This is a genomic window from Nocardia sp. NPDC006044 (assembly GCF_042871115.1).
GTDB lineage: Bacteria > Actinomycetota > Actinomycetes > Mycobacteriales > Mycobacteriaceae > Nocardia.
This window is the reverse complement of the sequence record NZ_JBIAID010000005.1, coordinates 1-15,342: the sequence shown is the minus strand read 5'-3', so window position 1 is coordinate 15,342 and position 15,342 is coordinate 1. Positions and strand designations below refer to the sequence as shown.

At 67.4% G+C, this 15,342-nt stretch carries 15 protein-coding genes; 4 read left to right on the top strand and 11 right to left on the bottom strand.

What is annotated here, in order from left to right; genetic code table 11:
• The first annotated feature begins 82 nt into the window (after positions 1 to 82).
• On the top strand, positions 83 to 1,696 hold the full coding sequence (locus tag ACFYO1_RS36470) for a (2,3-dihydroxybenzoyl)adenylate synthase (protein WP_387241761.1): 1,614 nt from the start codon (positions 83 to 85) through the stop codon (positions 1,694 to 1,696).
• Between the two features lie 72 nt (positions 1,697 to 1,768).
• On the opposite strand, the gene ACFYO1_RS36465 is transcribed toward ACFYO1_RS36470, so the two are convergent.
• On the bottom strand, positions 1,769 to 3,085 hold the full coding sequence (locus tag ACFYO1_RS36465; RefSeq protein ID WP_387241758.1) for a salicylate synthase: 1,317 nt from the start codon (positions 3,083 to 3,085) through the stop codon (positions 1,769 to 1,771).
• Between the two features lie 103 nt (positions 3,086 to 3,188).
• On the bottom strand, positions 3,189 to 3,953 hold the full coding sequence (locus ACFYO1_RS36460; protein ID WP_387241755.1) for a DUF2127 domain-containing protein: 765 nt from the start codon (positions 3,951 to 3,953) through the stop codon (positions 3,189 to 3,191).
• Positions 3,954 to 4,232: 279 nt separating this feature from the next.
• On the opposite strand from ACFYO1_RS36460, the gene ACFYO1_RS36455 reads away from it, so the two are divergent.
• The 3 genes from ACFYO1_RS36455 to ACFYO1_RS36445 all read left to right on the top strand — a co-directional run bounded on the left by ACFYO1_RS36455 (position 4,233) and on the right by ACFYO1_RS36445 (position 8,710).
• Positions 4,233 to 6,695, top strand: coding sequence for a glycerol-3-phosphate 1-O-acyltransferase (locus ACFYO1_RS36455; protein ID WP_387241752.1), 2,463 nt, complete (start codon positions 4,233 to 4,235; stop codon positions 6,693 to 6,695).
• Entirely contained in the window at positions 6,692 to 8,116 is a 1,425-nt protein-coding gene (locus ACFYO1_RS36450) for an HAD-IB family hydrolase (RefSeq protein ID WP_387241749.1), read from the top strand. The genes ACFYO1_RS36455 and ACFYO1_RS36450 overlap by 4 nt, the downstream gene beginning before the upstream one ends.
• Positions 8,117 to 8,272: 156 nt before the next feature.
• Complete coding sequence (locus ACFYO1_RS36445) at positions 8,273 to 8,710, top strand: DUF6069 family protein (protein WP_387241746.1); 438 nt, start codon at positions 8,273 to 8,275, stop codon at positions 8,708 to 8,710.
• A 61-nt stretch (positions 8,711 to 8,771) separates the two neighbouring features.
• On the opposite strand, the gene ACFYO1_RS36440 is transcribed toward ACFYO1_RS36445, so the two are convergent.
• From ACFYO1_RS36440 to ACFYO1_RS36400, 9 genes are all read right to left on the bottom strand, one after another.
• Complete coding sequence (locus tag ACFYO1_RS36440) at positions 8,772 to 9,473, bottom strand: polyprenol monophosphomannose synthase (RefSeq protein WP_387243117.1); 702 nt, start codon at positions 9,471 to 9,473, stop codon at positions 8,772 to 8,774.
• 260 nt (positions 9,474 to 9,733) lie between these two features.
• Complete coding sequence (locus ACFYO1_RS36435; protein ID WP_191094086.1) at positions 9,734 to 9,901, bottom strand: hypothetical protein; 168 nt, start codon at positions 9,899 to 9,901, stop codon at positions 9,734 to 9,736.
• A gap of 79 nt (positions 9,902 to 9,980) precedes the next feature.
• On the bottom strand, positions 9,981 to 10,661 hold the full coding sequence (locus tag ACFYO1_RS36430) for a GAP family protein (protein ID WP_387241743.1): 681 nt from the start codon (positions 10,659 to 10,661) through the stop codon (positions 9,981 to 9,983).
• Positions 10,662 to 10,969: 308 nt separating this feature from the next.
• On the bottom strand, positions 10,970 to 12,091 hold the full coding sequence (locus ACFYO1_RS36425) for a tyrosine-type recombinase/integrase (protein WP_387243115.1): 1,122 nt from the start codon (positions 12,089 to 12,091) through the stop codon (positions 10,970 to 10,972).
• On the bottom strand, positions 12,091 to 12,309 hold the full coding sequence (locus tag ACFYO1_RS36420) for an excisionase family DNA-binding protein (protein WP_387241740.1): 219 nt from the start codon (positions 12,307 to 12,309) through the stop codon (positions 12,091 to 12,093). The genes ACFYO1_RS36425 and ACFYO1_RS36420 overlap by 1 nt, the downstream gene beginning before the upstream one ends.
• Positions 12,310 to 12,321: 12 nt before the next feature.
• Positions 12,322 to 14,016, bottom strand: a complete 1,695-nt coding sequence (locus ACFYO1_RS36415; RefSeq protein WP_387241737.1) for a replication initiator — start codon at positions 14,014 to 14,016, stop codon at positions 12,322 to 12,324.
• Positions 14,016 to 14,642 carry a hypothetical protein gene (locus ACFYO1_RS36410; protein WP_387241734.1) on the bottom strand — a complete coding sequence of 209 codons (627 nt, stop codon included), beginning with the start codon at positions 14,640 to 14,642 and terminating at the stop codon, positions 14,016 to 14,018. The genes ACFYO1_RS36415 and ACFYO1_RS36410 overlap by 1 nt, the downstream gene beginning before the upstream one ends.
• Positions 14,642 to 14,890, bottom strand: a complete 249-nt coding sequence (locus ACFYO1_RS36405; protein WP_387241732.1) for a hypothetical protein — start codon at positions 14,888 to 14,890, stop codon at positions 14,642 to 14,644. The genes ACFYO1_RS36410 and ACFYO1_RS36405 overlap by 1 nt, the downstream gene beginning before the upstream one ends.
• Before the next feature lie 198 nt (positions 14,891 to 15,088).
• Positions 15,089 to 15,241 carry a hypothetical protein gene (locus tag ACFYO1_RS36400; protein ID WP_387241729.1) on the bottom strand — a complete coding sequence of 51 codons (153 nt, stop codon included), beginning with the start codon at positions 15,239 to 15,241 and terminating at the stop codon, positions 15,089 to 15,091.
• Positions 15,242 to 15,342 lie beyond the last annotated feature (101 nt).

Below are 15,342 nucleotides of genomic sequence, written 5' to 3'. Positions count from 1 at the left end.
TCGAACCGGCCCACCGCCGTGAGATAGGGTTGCCTTACCTATCTTCACCGAGCCTGGCTCGGGTCAACCGTGAGGTACGACCGTGACTTCGACATCCACCCCGCACCGCGATGGCTACGTGCCCTTTCCGACCGAGGCCGGGGAGGCCTACCGGGCCGCCGGATATTGGGACGGGCGGGCGCTGGGTGAACTGTTGCGGGAGACGGCTCGACGGCATCCGCATCGACCGGCCCTGCTGGAGGCGGACGCCGTGCGCAGTTACGCATGGCTGGACGGGGCGGCCGATCGGATGGCGCACGGACTGCTCGCGCTGGGGATTTCGCCCGGCGACCGGGTCGTGGTGCAGTTGCCCAACGTGCCGGAGTTCGCGACCGTGCTGTTCGGGTTGCTGCGGGCCGGGATCATTCCGGTGCTGACCCTGCCCGCGCACCGGCGGGCCGAAATCGAGCACCTGGCAGCCCTTTCCGAGGCGGTGGCCTACATCGTGATCGATCGGCTCGGGGATTTCGACTATCGCGAGCTGGCCGACGCCGTGCGAGAGTCGGTGCCTTCGCTGCGGCACGTGCTGGTGCTCGGCGAGCCGGGATTCGGCATCGACCTGAATTCGGTTCCGCGCGAGGGTGATTCGCTGCCGGCGATCGATCCGAGCGATATCGCGCTGATGCTGGTCTCCGGCGGCACCACCGGGCTGCCCAAGTTGATCGCCCGCACGCACGACGACTACGTGTACAACGCCACCGCGAGCGCCGAGGTGTGCGCGTTGACCGCGGACGACGTCTACCTCGCGACTTTGCCTGCGGCGCACAACTTCCCGCTGGCCTGCCCGGGGATTCTCGGCACGGTGAGCGTCGGCGGCGCGGTCGCGTTCGTCACCGATCCCAGTCCGGAGAGTGCGTTCGCCGCCATCGAGCGGCATGGGGTCACGGTCACCGCGGTCGTCCCGCCGCTGGCCCAGCTGTGGTGTGCCGCAACCGAATGGGAACAGGCCGATCTGCGTTCGCTGCGGCTGCTCCAGGTCGGCGGCGCCCGGCTGGCCGAGATCAACGCCAAGGAGGTGACGCCCGCGCTCGGCGCCACCTTGCAGCAGGTGTTCGGCATGGCCGAGGGGCTGCTCAACTTCACTCGGCTCGATGACGCCGCCGAACTACTGCACACCACGCAGGGGCGGGCGCTCTCGCCCGCCGACGAGATCCGGGTGGTGGACGCGGACGGCAACGACGTCGCGCCGGGCGCCGAGGGCGAGCTGCTCACCAAGGGGCCGTACACCATTCGCGGCTACTACCGCGCGCCCGAACACAATGCCCGCGCCTTCACCCCGGACGGCTACTACCGCAGCGGCGATCTGGTGCGCAGGCTGCCGAGCGGGCACCTGATCGTCTCCGGGCGGATCAAGGACGTGATCAACCGCGGCGGCGAGAACGTCTCGTGCGACGAACTGGAGGAGCACCTGCTCGCGCATCCCGCCGTCCGGCACGCGGCGGCGGTCGGCCTGCCCGACGCCTCGCTCGGCGAAAAGGTTTGCGCCGTCCTGGTTGTCGACGGTGCCATGCCGGCCCTCGCCGAGATCAAGGCCTTTCTTACCGAGCGTGGCCTGGCGACCTACAAGCTCCCCGACGTCCTGCGCCGCGCGGACCGGCTGCCGATCACCGCGGTCGGAAAGATCGACAAGAAGGCGTTGCGCGCCACCGCGGGCTGATTCGGGAATCGCCCGCACAAGTGAACGGGCAGCGCACCTTTCGGCGCGCTGCCCGTTGTGCCGGTCGATTCACTACCGTGCCTGCACGACGTACGGCGCGATGCTGCCCAGCTTCTCGCAGGTCTCCTCGAATTCCCGCTCCGGGCGCGACTGCGCGACGATGCCGGCGCCGGCCCGCAGCCAGGCGCCCTCGGTCGTCTGATAGATCGCGCGCAACACCAGCGTCGCCTCCAGCGCGCCGGTCGGCGAGACCGTCACCACCGCACCGGAATACAGCCCGCGCGCGTCGTGGTCGAGCCGGAACACCGAGTCGATGCCCTCGGCCTTGGGAATCCCGGACGCGGTGACCGAGGGGAACAGCACCTCGAGCGCGTCCCAGCTGGTCCGGTCGGCGGCCAGCGTGCCGCACACGGTGGAGGAGATATGCTGCACGCTGCCGCGCTCGCGCACCGCCATGAAGTCGGTGACCGCGACGGTGCCCCGGTCGGCCACCGAGGTCATCTCCGCGAACGAGGTCTGCACCGAAATCGCGTGCTCCACGATCTCTTTGGGGTCGGCGAGCAGGTCCGCGCGGGCGGCCGCGTCGATCTCCGCGCCGCGGCCGAAGGCCCGGGTGCCCGCCACCGGCTCGGTGGTCACCGTGCGGTTGTCGTCCACGGACGCAACGAGTTCCGGACTGAACCCGGCCGCCTCGAGCCCGCCGAGCCGCAGCAGGAACGACCGCGCGGGCGTGTTGTGCGCGCGGCCGAGCCGGTAGGTGGCCGGAACGTCCGCCACGAACGGCAGATCGACCTTCCGCGACAGGATGACCTTCTGGTACTTGTCCGCCTGGATCTCGCGCACCGCCTCGGCGACCCGGCCGGTATAGCCGGTCGGGTCGAGCCGGATATCCGTCGGATGCGGCTGCGGCAGTTCGCTTTCCTGTGATTCGGTGATCAGGTCGTGGATGTCGCCGGTCTCGGCGGGGGTGGCGCCGGAGACCCGGATGCCGTACTCGCCGATCCGCACCTCGATGCGCGGAACCATCAACTGCACCAGCGTGGTCCGTGGGTCCAGGTGCGCGGTCGCGGCATAAGCCCACGCGCAGAACTCGAATCCGATCCAGCCGTAGGCATTCCGGCCATCGAGCGGCAACCCGGCGAGCGCCCGATCGACGACTCCCGCCGGACGGCCCGTCCACGGGGTCGCGGTGGTCCGCCCGTCCCAGCTGACCCGCAGTTCCTCGACATCCAGTTCGATACCGCCGATCGGATCGGCGGCGAATACCCACTCACCCGGTCGCTCGTACATCACGTACTCACCGAACCGATCGGCCCCCGCCAGCCGGGACATCGCTGCCGCCGGATCGGTCACATACTCCACCCGCAAGCGTTCGTCCGTGGTCGACAACGATCCTCCAAAGTTCTGACTGGCCCTACTTTGGAGGTAAGGTTAGCATTACCTGACTAGCTTGATACTGTGCCCGCAACCACACCGCCCGGCCCTCGAACAATCAGTTCGACGGGACCGCCAGGGCCGAACGCTCGACGCTCAGCAAACTCTCCGCGCTGTGCTCCGCGTGGTAGGCGGCCGCGCCACCGCGCAGCCCGAACAGCCGCTTCGAGTAGAGCAGCCAGACCACCGCGGCGATATTGACCAGCAGCGCGCCGATCCGCAGCACGGTGATCTTCTCGGTCAACTCGTAGATCTCCAGCGGCAGAAACAGACTCGTCGCGACCACCGCGAAATACTCGCCCCAGCGCTTCATCAGCCACAGCCCGAGCGCCTCGATCCCCTGCAACCCGGCATAGCCGAAGATGCCGACGGCCACCCACAGCAGCGTCGTATTCGACAGCGAGAAGGCCTGATCGATCAGGTGCACGATCTTCGATCGGTCGACATCCCAGCCGAATTGGTCGGCCAGCGGGCGCAGCAGCGGCAGATCCTGATCGAACGCGGCCCGCATCGTCTCCCGCGACGTCCGGAACTTCAACACCGCGAACGCCACACCGACCAGCACCAGCCCGCGCAGCAACCGCTCGATCGCCAGCGCGCGCATCAACCAGCGATCCCGCAGCAGCCGCCCGCGCGGCACCTCCGGCGCGTGGTCGGCCGGACCGGATCCGACCGGCTCGCCGGGCACGAAGGTCCCGCAGCGCAGACAGCGCCAGGCCACCCCTGCCACGGTCTCGACCCGCAGCCGATCGGCCAGATCCGCCTCATCCGGTGCGTAGGTGTAATGACCGTGCCAGCCACACGCGCGCAGCGCCCAATCCATGAACGCAGCGTAAACCGCGGCCCCGCCACAGCGCCGGATCGAACCCGCGGAATTACCACAACTGGCGACTCTGTCCAGCCCCCGCGCCTTATGATCCTGTCCAGCGCACTCCGCGCTGGACCTCTCCCGACTCAACACCTGATCACGCAAGAACATGGGTAACTCACCGGGTACGGGCCGAGCCGAACCCAACTCCTGACCGCCGGTCGCCGACGCAACCACCATGGCACGCGAGTCTGGCTTGAATACTCGGAGAGGCGGGACAGGAGGGATCGGGTAATGATCGAGCACCGTGGCGGATCGCCCGCGGATAGTGAGCGAGCATCGGCACCGGGGTCGGTGGTGGCGCTGGTCGACGCGGCCTCCGGCGTGGAGCGCGAACTCATCGGCGCCTGGTTGACCGACGGCGGGATCGCCAAGGAGTTCGGCACCGACGCGCCGATCACCCAGCTGGATCTCGACGCGGGCGCGGTGGCGTCCCGGCTGGTCGGGCGGCACGACGATCCGCTGGTGGTCCCGGTGCGGGTGCTCTGGCGGCCGCCGGAGCGCGATGGCGTCCGCCGGATCACCTTCGCCGACATGGCGCTGCTGACCAACCCGCGCAAGCCGAACCGGCTGGCCCAGCGCAAGCTGGCCGGCCAGCCGAACCGGCACGTGGTGCTGACCGGGCAGCCCGCGCTGCTCAGCGAATTGCGCACGAACAACCCCGAAGCCGCCGCACTGGTCACCAAGGGCACCGCCGAGCCGTTCGCCCGTGCCGTCGTGCGCGCCGCGGTAGTGGCGCTGGAACGGGCCGAGCGCACCATCATCGGCGACCGGTACAAGGTGCCCCGGCTGGTGGCCGAGGAGATCCTCGACTCCCCCGACTTCGTCCGCAGGCTCGAACTCATCGCCGACCAGATCGGCGCCAGTCCGCACGAGGTGTACCGGCGCGCGGAGAAGGCGTTGAACGAACTCGTCGCCGCGCAAAGCAGATTGGTCTCCGACCTGTTCACCCAGGCGATGCGCCCGATCCACGCGTCGACCTGGAAGGTGGACTCCGACGATTCCGGACTGGCCGGGCTACGCGACCTCAACCGCCGCTACCCGCTGGTGTTCCTGCCGTCGCACCGCTCCTACGTCGACGCGTTCGTGCTCGGTGATGTGCTGGCCCGCAACGACTTCCCGCCGAACCACGTGATCGGCGGCGCGAATCTCAGCTTCTGGCCGATGGGCCCGATCGCCCGGCGCACCGGAACCGTGTTCATCCGGCGCAGTTTCGGCGACGACGAGGTGTACAAGGCGGTGGTCGAGGAGTACTTCGCCTACCTGCTGGCCAAGCGCTTCAACCTGGAGTGGTACTTCGAGGGCGGGCGCACCCGCACCGGCAAGCTGCGCCCGCCGCGCTACGGGCTGCTGAATTACCTCGCGGCGGCGGTCCGGGCGGACCGGGTCGAGGACGTCATGCTGGTGCCAGTGTCGATCACCTATGAGCGGCTCAACGAGCTGGGCGCCATCTCCACCGAACAGGTCGGCGGCAAGAAGAAGCCGGAGGGGCTGGCCTGGCTCGCGCGTTATGTACGCAGCCAACAGCATTCGGCCGGGCACGTGTATGTGCGCTTCGGCGAACCGCTTTCGGCGCGCGACCGGCTCGCCGCGCACGGCGATCCGCTCACCACGCCGCCGCTGACCATCCCGCTGCACCGCACCGAACCCGCGCCCGCCGGGCTCACCGATACCGGGCAGGGCATACCGGACGCGCCCGAGATCGCGGAGTTGGAGCGCAAAGCCGTGCAGCGGTTGGCGTTCGAGATCGCCGTCGGCATCAACGCGGTCACCCCGGTGACGGTCAACGCGCTGGTCACCCTCGCCCTGCTCGGCGTGCACGAGCGCGCGCTCACCCTCGGCGAGGTGCGCACAGTGCTCGCGCCGGTGCTCGGCTACATCGAGGAGCGCAATCTGCCGCACGGCGAGCTGGCCGCGTTGCGCGACGATCAGGGCCTAGCCGTTGTGCTGGAACAACTCTCGCTGGCCAAGGTGGTGACGGTCTATCGCGGCGGGCTGGAGCCGGTCTACTCGATCGAGGCGGGCGCGCACCTGGAGGCCGCGTTCTATCGCAACAGCGCCGTGCACTGGTTCGTCAATCGCGCCATCCTCGAGCTGTCCATCCTGGCCGCGCTGGACAGCGACGGCGCCGACCAGCTGACCACCGGCTGGGACGAGGCGTTCCGGCTGCGCGATCTGCTGAAGTTCGAATTCTTCTTCCCCGAGCGGGCCGAGTTCGCCGAGCAGATGACCGCCGAGATGCTGCTGCTGGATCCCGAGTGGCACAGCCACACCCGGGACAACACCCTGGGCTCCGAGGTGATGGCCAAGCTCACCGGTTCCGGATTCATGATGGCGCACCGGGTGCTTCGCTCGTTCTTCGACGCTCAGCTGGTGGTGGCCGAGCGGCTGGCCGACCGCGACCCCGAGGTCGAACTCGACCGCAAGCAGTTCATCGCCGACTGCGTCGCGGTCGGCAAGCAGATGATGCTGCAACAGCGGCTGCACAGCCCGGAATCGGTCTCCACCGAATTGTTCACCACCGCACTGAAACTCGCGGACAACTACGGGCTACTCGAAGCCGTGTCGCACGATTCGGCCAAGCGCCGGGCGGAATTGACCGAGCGGCGGGTGGAATTCGCCGATCAGCTGCGCACCATCGGCGCCCGCATCTCCAGGGCGGCGGCGCTCGACCCGTCCAATCGGGAGACCCGGTGAGTGCCGAGCTCGACGGCGTGCTCGCCGAGATCCGCTCCGGGCCACAGGGGCCGGCGGTCGCCGCGATCTTCGACTTCGGCGGCACGGTCATCGACGGCTTCGCGCGACCGGGTTTGTTCCGGCGGCTGCTGCGCGGGCGCAGCACCGAGGAGGTGCTGCTCCGGGGCATCCGCAACGGCACCACCGACGGCGAGTACGGCCGGTTCCTGAACCAGCTCGCCGAGGTGCTCGCGGGCAGATCCGAAGCCGACCTGGACGCGCTGGGCGAGCGGCTGTTCCGGCGCACCGTGTACGGACATCTGTATTTCGAAGCGTGGCAACTGATTCGGACGCATCGGGCGGCCGGGCACACCATCGTGCTGACCAGCTCGCTGACCCGCTTTCAGGTCGCACCCGCGGCGGCCGAGCTCGGCATAGAGCATGTGCTATACACCCCGATGGCTGCCGAGAACGGTATTCTCACCGGCTATCCGGATGGAAAGACGTTGTGGCGCAACGGCAAGGCCGAGGCGGTCCGGGAATTCGCTGCCGACCACGAGGTGGACCTCACCCGCAGCTACGCCTACGCCGACAGCGCCGCCGATCTGCCGCTGCTGTCCCTGGTCGGCCATCCGGCGGCGGTGAACCCCGACCGGCAGCTCACCGCGGTTGCCGCCGAACACGATTGGCCGGCGCTGCGCTTCCACCCGCGCCGCGACGCGCGCCCAGCCGACTACGCCCGCACCACAGCGGGTTTCGCCGGATTGCTCGGCGGGGCGTTCTACGGCGTCGCGGCCAAGTCGCCGACCAGGGACCACCGGCAGATGGCCGACGCGCTGCTGGAGCACGCGGCGGGCAATACCTTGAGCCTCGCGGGTGTGCACCTGCGCGTGAGCGGTGCCGAAAACGCGTGCGCACCACGGCCCGCGGTGTTCCTGTTCAACCATCAGAGCCAGTTCGACATCATCATCGTCCCCGAGGTGCTCCAGGGCGGGGTCACCGGAATCGGCAAGAAGGAGCTCACCCGCAACCCGATCTTCGGACCGCTGATGCGCTTCGTCGGCGTGACCTTCATAGATCGGTCGAGCACCGACAAGGCCAAGGCCGCGCTCGCGCCGGTGGTCGACACACTACGCGGCGGGCTGTCGATCGCGGTCGCGCCCGAGGGAACCCGTTCCTACACACCGGAAGTCGGGCCGTTCAAGAAGGGCGCGTTCCACATCGCCATCCAGGCGGGCGTGCCGGTCATCCCGATCGTGATCCGCAACGCGGGCGAGATCTGCTGGCGCAATTCGATGGTCGCGCGGCCGGGCACCGTGGACGTGGCGGTCCTCGATCCCATCGATGTCAGCGGCTGGGACCCGAATGACCTGGACGACAAGGTCGCCGCGGTCCGGCAGCTGTACCTGAATACGTTGCTCGACTGGCCGAAGCCCGACTGATCCGCGCGAACCCTCGCGCGCCGCAGCGAATTCCGGTGCGGCGGTGGCCTGTCGAGTGATCCAGGCCACATTTCCGGCGGATTGACCTCAACAAATGTTCAGGTTTCATGATTGTTCCCGACAGCGAGCACCACCGCTTCGGATGAGGAGAACATCATGACCACCGCCCAAACCTTCACCCCCGCACTGCGAATCCCCGCGGTCGGCCGGCCGACCTCCGTCATCGGCAGCGTCGTCGTCGCGGTCGCGGTCAACCTGATCGTCTGGCTGCTCGGCGAGGCCGCTGGCGGTGCGTTCGAAGTGGTCGACCAGGGGGTCACCACATCCGTCGGCGCGGGCGGGGTGATCGTCTCCTCCGGCCTGCCGCTGCTCGTCGGCATGACGGCGGCCGCGCTGGTGTCGTACTTCTGGACCGGCGCGCTGCGAGTGGCCCAGATCGTCGGCGCCGTCCTCGCCATCGCGACCATCGGCCTGACCATCGCCGCACCGTTCGACACCGTGTCCACGATCGCGCTGTCGGTCATGCATGTGGTGCTGGCGCCGGTGCTCGTCGTCGGGCTGGAAGCGATGCGCCGCGGACTGTCCGCCCACTGACCCCCTCGACGGCGTAGGACCCCACATCCATCGCGGATGCGGGGCCCTACGCCTGTCTGTTCTAGACCGAGCGGCCGAAGAGCAGCTTCCACGGCATCAGCGCCGACTCCAGCTGCACCTTCAGGCTCATCTTCGACGCGCCCAGTGTGCGCTCTTCGAAGCGGATCGGCACCTCCGCGATCTCGATGCCCTTCTTGACCGTCCGGTAGTTCATCTCGACCTGGAACGAGTAGCCGTTGCTGCGGATCGAGGCCACGTCGATGGCGCGCAGCGTGTCCGCCTTCCACGCCTTGAACCCGGCGGTGGCGTCTTTCACGCCGAGCCGCAGGATCAGGTTCACGTAGAAGTTGGCCCACGCGGACAGCGCCTTGCGGTGCCACTTCCACTCGTCGGCGGTCGAGCCGCCCGGAACGTAGCGCGAGCCCAGCACGACGCCGGCGTCGGTGGTCGTCAGCTTCTCCAGCATGGCCGGAATCACCTCGGCCGGATGCGACAGGTCGGCGTCCATCTGGATCACCACGTCCGCGCCCTCGTCCAGCGCCCGGGTGATGCCCGCGATGTAGGCCCGGCCGAGGCCGTCCTTCTCCGTGCGGTGCAGCACGCCGACCACGTTCGGCAGTTCGACGGCCAGCTTGTCGGCGACGTCACCGGTGCCGTCCGGCGAACTGTCGTCGACCACGAGCACGTGCAGGTCGGGTACCGGCAGCGCGGTCAGGCGCTCCACCGCTACCGGCAGGTTCTCCCGCTCGTTGTAGGTCGGCACAACAACGGTAACCCTCAAGGGTCGCCCTCCCTGCTGATCCTGGTCCAGCTCGCAGCCCACGTCAGGACCACCGAGCATTCGTTCGAGTTCGGAGAAACCGTACTCGATCCAGCTGAAGCGGGCCTGAGTGGATCTACCAGCTCGCCGATATCGGGCGTGCATCAGCGCACGTCACAAGATCACTCCTGCCGTGCGGCTGTCCGCCGCGCACCGGCCGTCGCGATCAGATCACTTGTCGCACACCGGACTACCGGCCCGGGTCAGTCCTCGTCCCCGGAATCGGCCTGCGCGTTGCGCGCCTTGACGATCTCCAATGCCCGTTCCGCGGTCGCCTGGTCCGGGTACGGGCCCATCCGATCCTGGAACCAGCACTGCCGCCCCTTCTCGGCCCGCTTGTGCTTCAAGCAGTAATACCAGCGCTCAGCCATGCCCCCAGCATTCCACCGTCACCGCCCCTTCAACCCCATTTCCAAGATCATCGACGGCCCGGTGTCCCGCATCCGGGGGTTACCAGAGGTAACGGAGGTGGATGAGCGCGTCGATCACCAGAACTGTGCCGAACACCATGAAAAGGACGCGCAATGCCGGCGGCGCATATCGAGTGAGTATCCGCACCACCATCCGGTAGATCCGCCGCGCCCTGATCGTCCGGCGCAGCGAGAGCAGCAGCACCAGCACTGGCGGCAACAGCGCCAGCGCGCAATACGCCACCACGATCAGCGGCCACAGCGCCGGCAGCGGATCCTGCGCCGAGATCATCGCCAGCCCCGCCAGATACGGCACCGCCGTCGGCGCCTGCACCAGACCGATTGCCATACCGACGAATCCGAACAACCACGGCCGCCGCCGCACCGCCCCCGCCCACCCAGGCGGCTCGGTCCGACCGCCCACCGAAACCCGGCTGACCGCGATCAACACCACCCCCAACATCAACTCACCCCAATACCGCACCCCCGGCGTGAACTCGAACTCCACCAGCCCCGTCAGAAAGTTCAACCCGAGCACCGTACAGATGCCAAACGCGGTGGTAACTGCGAAAACCCCCGCGATAAAACTCACCCCACCCGGCACCGGCGACCGCCGCCCCACCCGACTGTCCGTTACCACCGCCGTAGTAACCCCCACCAGCAGCACATCCAACGAGTCCAGAAACGCGAAACCCGCGAGCGCCAGAAGAAGGGTCAGCATGACCCGGCCAGCCTACGGGAGCGACATCCCCGCCCCGCTCGACCGACGAGCACCAACCTTGCGCAGGATCGGCATATAAGGGAGCGGGTCCGGGGGCGAAGCCCTCCGGGCGGGCGTGGGGTTGCACCCCACAAAACAAAAAAGACGAGGAAGCTCCAGCGTGCGTTCTCTGCACGCAGGGCTTCCCCGCTTTCGAGTGGCCAGGGCCGGGATCGAACCGGCGACCTTCCGCTTTTCAGTCAGGCACAAAACCGCAGCTCAGATGCCCTGTTTGCGATGTCGTGCCTTCCACGTGCCCTATCTCCCGGTCAGTGCTTCACAACGATGGTGCGCGGGAGGGCGACTGCGTTTCCCCGGGCAGCGAGCTTGCTCAGCTGTTCGGCGACCTCTTTATCACGGCCGTCGACGGCATGCATGTAGCGGTTGGCCGCTGCGGTGGAGGAATGGCCAAGGCGCTTCTTGAGGTCGGCCAGGGTCGCGCCGGTGCTCGCTGCCAGGGTCTGGCCGGTATGGCGCAGATCGTGAAACGTCACGGTGACACCGACCTTGTCCCGGGCTCGGACGAACGCCTGGTAGACGGCATTGCCCCGCATCCGCCGGCCATCGCGGCCCATGAACAGCCAGGTGTCACCAGCCCACTTCTCCAGGTGCTCGACCAGGTAGGGCCGCAGGTGAGGTGGGATCGATACCGGGCGCTTTCCCGCGTCGGTCTTGGGGTCCTTATCGAAGGATTCCGCCGTCTCCAGCAACTCGACGTGGTTGCGGCGTACCCATACCTCGCTGGCCTCCAGGTTCAGGTCCACCACCGCCAGGCCGATGATCTCGCCACGACGCAGCCCGCACCATGCCGCCAGGAGAACAGCCGCCCGGTACCGAGGAGTGATGTTGTCGACCAAGGCGGACACCTCGGTCACGTTCGCGATGCCGCGTTCCTTCGATCCTTCCGAGCCCGCGCCTTTGATCGTGCACGGGTTCGTCAAGATCGCGCCGTCGCGCTTGGCCTGGTTCATGACCGCGCGCAGGAACCGATATGACTGTGCGATCGATGTCTTGCCGCCCTTTCCCGCTTGCGCTTTCGCGTGCCAGCTACGCACAACCGGGGCGGTAATCGAAACGAGTGGCTTGTCGAGCAGTTCGACCATGTGCAGGCGCATGTTGCGCAGGCAAGTTTCTTCCCACCGCCGACCGACGTCCGGATTCTCGTGCAGGTACGCCTTGGCGTACACGCCGAACAGTTCCAGCCCAAGCTTCTCATCCAGCCATGTCCCCCGACTGATGTCCGCTTCCACCTTGACCAGCCACCTATCAGCATCTCCCCTGGTCCGAAAGGTATGAGGTGCGTTCTGGCGCTGCCCATTCGGGCCGATGAACGACGCCTGATGCCGCCCGGAAGGCAGCTTGCGCACTTTGCCGAATCGACGCCGGGCCATCACGCCACCACCTTGCCGCCGCTCCAGCGAACCGTGATCGGTTCGACCTTTCCGGCTTGTACGTATGCCTCCAGGTCTGTGACCTTGAACCGCACGTGAGTTCCGACCTTGTAGAACACGACTCGCCGCTCCGCGATCAGCCGACGAACAAACCGCTCTCCCGTGCCCAGGTACACCGCTGCGCCTGCCACGTCCATGTATCCGGGTCCGATGTCCATCTCTGTCCCTCCCTACGCTGCTGCTTGCTGGATTGCCGAAGTTTTGTCGCGGCCTGGTGGGTCGGTCGCAAGTTGCGCACGCAGCAGTTCGGCTTTCCAGGTCGTGCGCCGGGCGATCGAGCCCAGGATCAGGTGTTCACGCAAGGGCCGGGATTTGTCGCCGGGTTCGACCGGTGTCACCCGGTAATGACTGGTGTCGGGTTTCTCGATTCCGGCATCGGCGAGGAGTTGCCGAACAAACGCGACCCGGTCTTGTTTGTGGTCGGTGAGGGTTTTGCCCGACCAGCGCCGCGAGACGAGGACCCGGCGACCGGGCAGGCCGAGGGTGTCGCGGCGGTGTGCTTTGCCCCGGCAGCGGCCCGGGATGGTTTTGTCGCTCGCGCCTTGGGGGACGATGCCGTATTCCAGCCACACCGCACACCGGGGCGAGCACGGTGTGCTCTGGAGCTGGGCATGGAGGCGGTCGTAGTGTTCGGCGGCGCGGTCGGACTGCGGTTCTACGATTTCCGCGATGGACTTGGTCAAGTATTTGGTGACGTAGCCGATGGTCCGGCCGGCCTTTTCCGGGATCACGCCGGTGATGGATTTGCGGTCCATCTGCGTACCGAACCGCACCACGTGCGCGGGCTCGAGGTCATCGATCTGATCGAGGGTGTCCAGGGCGTCGTCCCAATACTTCAGCGGCAACCGCGTTTCGGGGTCGATGAAGGTGGCGTGTTTGTGGTCCCAGACCGGTTGATGCGCGCCACCGTAGACGCGGTTCTCGGGCTCGAAGTGCGGCCACCACACCTGGTGATAGGTCGCCGCGGTGACCAGCTTGAGGATTTCGCGGGAGATCGCGCCCCGGATCAGGATGTGCAGGTGCGGGGCACCACGCTTCTGCGGTTCGACGGTGGCGAAGTACTGCAAGTCACGGCCGACTGCGCGGCGCAGGTTCTGAATCCAGCGATCGACCAGCTTGGAGAAGAACACGATGTCGCGTGCGGCCCGCACGTAGTCGTAGCTGTCGATGTTGACCGGTGAGCCGTCGGAGACCGGGCGGCCTTTCTCATCGACCCCGGCACCGTCGCGGTTGATCCGCCCGTAGGAGTCCATGGTCAGGGTGACGAACATCGAGGGCCGATGCTTGCCGTCGTAGACCTTGCCGACGGTGGTCTTGGAAACCTTGAGCCGCGGCAGATCCGGCACGTCCTGCCGCCGCCTGGTCGAACGCCGACGCCGATCCTTGCTCGTCGCGTCCAAGGCTGGCAGACGGCCTCGTAACCCCGTTTCCCGCAGCTCGGCGTCCAGGTCACGGATGACCTCGGTAATCCCGGCGGCGAGTTCTTCGTCCGCGTCACTGACCGCTGCACGGTATTGGGTGACGAGATCGGCTCGGGCGGTGAGCAATTCGACCTGCACATCGGTCGGGTCGGTCTTGTCGGGTACGAGTTCGGTGCCGGTGTGCCAGCCTTCACGGCTTTGCGCCATCCGCAGCAGCAGGTTCGATTTCGCGCACGCCGGGCACACCGAGGCGATCGTGGACTTGCACGGGGAACCCTCATAGGTGACCGTGCCGGTTTTCGAGTCCTCGACGCGCATCGCGATCGGCCGCTTGCACACCACGTGCTGGTCGGCGGCAGCTTGGGCGACTTCGTAGAGGTTGGGTAGGGCACGGCGCGCAGCCGCGGTGCCTCCCATCGTGGGCAGTTCGGTGCTGGCGTTCATCAGGCGGCGTCCTTCCGGAAACGAGGGTCGATGCGGGGCGCTGGGACGGGTTCGGCAAGGGCATCGGCGTAGCGGAACACCAGCTCGACCACGCCGGGACCGACGACGGCGGGGCGGCATTCCAATGCTTGGAAGGTGTGGGCCAGACGCTCGGCACGATTTTCGTAGTCGGCAGGGCACTGGCCGTCGAGCATGCGCACCTGTACCCAGTCCATGCACTGACCGATCTGGGCATCGAGGAGCCGCGGGACGAACGTCGACGTGTCGGCGGACACGGTGAGTTTGCAGGCTTCCAGGCGTTTGTCCCAGCGCAGCCGGTAGCGGAACCAGCGCAGGAACCGGGTACGTGCGCGCCGGGTGAGCCACCGCTCGAAGGTCTCCGGATGCTTCGCACGCCAGAGCACCATCCCCGCGATGGACACCCCGACCACCACGAGCACCCACGCCCAGCCGAGGAGAAGGCCGGCCGCGACAGCCAGCGCGATCGGGAGCGAGACCATCGGGAACAGCAACGCCCACCAGACCGTCACCACGGCGAGTTTGAGCAGCTGCCACCCCAGCATCAGGACGGCTTCGGTGATGACCTCGGCCGGTTCTTTATGTAGGTCAGTGGTTTTCGTGGCCATCACTGGGCCTCCTTGTCGAACAGGTCCAGTGCCAGTTGTGTCGGCACCGGGGTTTCATCGATCCATTTGCGCCACGTCTCCGATTCCGAATCGCGGTAGACGACAGCGGTTTTCACGTTCCGGCGGGTTTTGAGGTGGCAGGCGTAGAGGACTGCGTCGGTGACGTTGCGGGCCTTGGGCAGGGGGCGCACCGACCGTCCGATCAGTACGCCCCACTGCACCTGCTTGCGTCCGGGATCAGCGGTCATCGCCGCGGGGCCGGTCAGGGTTGGGCGGCCAGGTGCCGCAGCGTTCGCATTCGGGGTCGCCGCAGTAGTGCGGGTCGTCGGTTTCCCAGGGCTCCCAGTGTCCGCATTCGTAGCAGTGCATGGCCTCCCCGTGGGGCCACACGCTGACCCGTTCGATAGTCGTCGGTTTCCCGCAGCACAGCGGCCCCACGGTGGTGCTCATGCTGCGGTGTCCCAATCGAGGCCGGTTTCGGCGTCCCATCCGGTGAAGCCGTCGTTGTCGATCAGCAGGCGCACCGAGCGCAACCGGAGTGCGGCGTCGATCTCGTCGGCGTCGAATCCGTCGTTGTCGTCGTAGAGGTGAATGGTCATGGCAGAGCCTCGATTTCAGGGATGCCGCACACGATGCAGGTGCGCAGGCGAGTGGAGACACCGTCCAGGCGCTGGGTGGCCTGCCAGGTGTCGGGGAAGTG

What these genes read in the sequence shown, in the direction of transcription:
- ACFYO1_RS36460 (WP_387241755.1), bottom strand. Translation starts at nt 3,953, where the DNA reads ATGGATTGGGCGCTGCGCGCGTGTGGCTGGCACGGTCATTACACCTAC.
- ACFYO1_RS36455 (WP_387241752.1), top strand. Translation starts at nt 4,233, where the DNA reads ATGATCGAGCACCGTGGCGGATCGCCCGCGGATAGTGAGCGAGCATCG.
- ACFYO1_RS36445 (WP_387241746.1), top strand. Translation starts at nt 8,273, where the DNA reads ATGACCACCGCCCAAACCTTCACCCCCGCACTGCGAATCCCCGCGGTC.
- ACFYO1_RS36435 (WP_191094086.1), bottom strand. Translation starts at nt 9,901, where the DNA reads ATGGCTGAGCGCTGGTATTACTGCTTGAAGCACAAGCGGGCCGAGAAG.
- ACFYO1_RS36430 (WP_387241743.1), bottom strand. Translation starts at nt 10,661, where the DNA reads ATGCTGACCCTTCTTCTGGCGCTCGCGGGTTTCGCGTTTCTGGACTCG.
- ACFYO1_RS36425 (WP_387243115.1), bottom strand. Translation starts at nt 12,091, where the DNA reads ATGGCCCGGCGTCGATTCGGCAAAGTGCGCAAGCTGCCTTCCGGGCGG.
- ACFYO1_RS36420 (WP_387241740.1), bottom strand. Translation starts at nt 12,309, where the DNA reads ATGGACATCGGACCCGGATACATGGACGTGGCAGGCGCAGCGGTGTAC.
- ACFYO1_RS36415 (WP_387241737.1), bottom strand. Translation starts at nt 14,016, where the DNA reads ATGAACGCCAGCACCGAACTGCCCACGATGGGAGGCACCGCGGCTGCG.
- ACFYO1_RS36410 (WP_387241734.1), bottom strand. Translation starts at nt 14,642, where the DNA reads ATGGCCACGAAAACCACTGACCTACATAAAGAACCGGCCGAGGTCATC.
- ACFYO1_RS36405 (WP_387241732.1), bottom strand. Translation starts at nt 14,890, where the DNA reads ATGACCGCTGATCCCGGACGCAAGCAGGTGCAGTGGGGCGTACTGATC.
- ACFYO1_RS36400 (WP_387241729.1), bottom strand. Translation starts at nt 15,241, where the DNA reads ATGACCATTCACCTCTACGACGACAACGACGGATTCGACGCCGACGAG.